We start from the raw sequence: 2,669 nt of genomic DNA on the forward strand, positions 1-2,669 counted from the left end.
GCCGCGGCCGCCCACCCCAGGAGCGCGCCGCCGATCACCTCGCTCGGCCAGTGTTCGGCCAGCACCACGCGGCTGACGGCCATGGCCAAGCCGAAGGCCAGGGCCACGGCGCTCCACAGCCGCCGCCGGCGGCCGGCGCCATCACTCGCCAGCCAGGCGAGGAGGTACGTCGTCCGGGCCATGTGGCCGCTCGGATAGGCATTGGCGAAGGCGGCCAAGTCTGAGGGAAGAAACACGGGCAGCGCCGCGAGCCACGCCCCAATCCGGCTCCGGGCGGCGATTTCGTACGTGTGGCCGCTCACGGTGTAGACGCCCGCCTCCGGCCCCGGGTGGAAGAGCCACATCTTGAACGCGGCTTCGACCACGAAGGTCGCCGCGAAACCCGCCACAAACGCGGCGGCGCGCCGGGTCGCGGCGCTGCGCGAGTGTGGCCGGCCCGATGCCCGCATGGCGAGCGCGAGAGCCAGCGCGACGAGGCCCGTCACCTCGGCCAATCCCAGCACGCTGAAGACCGTCAGCCACGGATCCCACCACGACGGCACGGCCGCCTGCAGCGCCGCCGTGACGCGCACGTCCAGGCCGTGCCAGACGCCCGACGCGACCGTCAGGCTCCAGGCGAGGAAGGCGATGGCCGGGGCGACGCGCTCACCGTGTCTAGCCACGAGCGCGCCTCAATTCAGCCCGCGGCCGCCGGCCGCGCCGGTTGCCGCGCCCGCGGCCGGCTCGATCCGCACGGCCTCGCCCGTGGAAAGAAAGCACAGGTACGCCGCCGTCACGGGGCGGCCGAAGATGGCTTCGGCCGCCTCCCTGTAGAGTTCGACCTGCGTGCGGTAGCGCTCGGCCGCCTCGGCCGCGGGCCGGCCGCGCAGGTCGTCCGTCTTGAAGTCCAGGAGGAGCAGCCCGTCGTCCGTCTCCACAAGGCAGTCCATCACACCCTGGACGAGGACGGTCTCGCCCTCCGCCACGCCCGCCGGCAGGTCCGGGTAGACGCGCCGCGCGGGAAGCTCCAGCGTGAACATGAGCTCGCGCCGGACCCGCTCGGGCGCCGCGCGCAGAAGGCGGCCAAGGTCGGAATCGAAGAAGCGGGCGATGAGCTGCGCGTCGACGAGCCGCGCCTCCTCCTCCGTGAGCAGGGCGCGCGCGACCATGGCGTCGACCTGGCGGCGGATGCCGGCCGCGTCCAGCGGCGCGCGCAGGTCGAGGTGCTGCAGCACCGCGTGCACGGCCGTGCCGCGCTGCGCGGCGGTGCCGGCGCCCTCCGGCGCCGCGCCGCTCTCGAGGAACCGCGGCGCGCGCGGCGCGAGGCGGCGCAGCTCCGCGGGAAGCGGCGTGGCGGCACGCTCCGGGTCGAGCGGCCCCTTGATCTCGGTCACTGCCCGCTTCGCGAAGCGCTGGGTCACGGCCGCGTAGGGGTAGGACCAGGCCAGCCGCCGCTCAAGGGCCGCGAGGCGCTCGCCCACCGCCCCGTCGGCACGGCCCTCCGCCGCGGAACGCTCCGCTGCCGCGGCCTCGCCCTGCACCGGCTCCAGCGCCGCCAGCCGGCGCCACACGTCGTCCGCCTCGCCGGCCGGCGCGCGCACCGCGCCCAGATCCTCCGGCCGCCACAGGCGCACCGTCCACCGCGACGCGTCCGGCCGCCGCGCGCCGCCCTCCGCCAGCGCCAGCTCCCGCAGCGGCCGCCCGTCCGGGTGACGGATCAGCGCGAGCCCCACCCAGTCGAGGTACGAGCGCGCCCCCGTGACGAGCGCGTCCGGCAGCGCCCAGTCCGGCGCGCCGTCCGCCGCCAGCCAGCGCGCCGCGCGCTCGGCCAGATCCGTCGCGGAACCGACGAGGATCAGCCGCTCCCGCGCGCGCGTCAGCGCCACGTAGAAGATCCGCAGCTCCTCCCGCAGGCTTTCGGCGTCGGCGCGCTCGCGCACGGCCCAGTACGCCGCGGACGGGTACTTGATCTTCAGCGCCGTGTCGACGACCTTGAACCCCAGCCCCAGGTCGCGGTCGACGAACAGGTCGCCCTTCGTCGTCTGGAAGGGCGCGCCGAGGTCGGCCACGATCACCACGGGGAACTCCAGGCCCTTGCTCTGGTGGATCGTCATGACGCGGACGACGTCCTCGTGCTCGCCCAGCGCCGGCGCCGGGCCCAGGTCGGCCTCCCGCTCCCGCAGACGCTCGACGAAGCGCAGGAACCGGTACAGCCCCTGCCGCGCGAAGGTGTCGAACTGGCGAGCGCGGTCGAGGAGCGCGAGGAGGTTCGCGCGCCGCTGCTCCCCGCCGGGCAGCCCGCTGGCGTAGGCGAGGAAGCCGGTGTCGCGGTACAGCTGCTCGACGAGGTGGCTCAGCCGGCCGCGGCGCGCCGCCGTGCGCCAGCGCTCAAGGTCATCGAGGAAGCGGCGCAGCCGCTCGCCCAGCGGCCCCTCCGCGCGCGCGGCCGCGCACACGGCGTCGTAGAAGTCGCCGCTGCGGTCGCTGAGGCGCACCGCCGCCAGCTCCGCCGGGCCCAGCCCCACGACGGGCGAGCGCAGCACGGCCGCCAGCGCGATGTCCTGCCGCGGGTTGTCGATCACGGCGAGGAGCGCGAGCATCAGCTCGATCTCCATCGTCGCGAAGTAGCCGCCGCCCGCCCGGGTGTAGACCGGCACCCCCTCGCGGGCGAGCATCTCGGCGAACGCCGG

At 75.6% G+C, this 2,669-nt stretch carries 2 protein-coding genes; both read right to left on the reverse strand.

All coding sequences use genetic code 11. The features are described 5' to 3' along the window. Positions 1 to 662 (reverse strand): phosphatase PAP2 family protein (locus tag IRZ18_09560; GenBank protein MBX5477352.1); only part of this gene is annotated, 662 nt, incomplete at its 3' end. Between the two features lie 9 nt (positions 663 to 671). Beyond that, positions 672 to 2,669, reverse strand: a 1,998-nt coding sequence (locus tag IRZ18_09565; protein MBX5477353.1) for a PD-(D/E)XK nuclease family protein, incomplete at its 5' end; no start/stop codon positions are given.

This window comes from Clostridia bacterium (assembly GCA_019683875.1).
Classification (GTDB): domain Bacteria; phylum Bacillota; class Sulfobacillia; order RBS10-35; family Bu92; genus Bu92.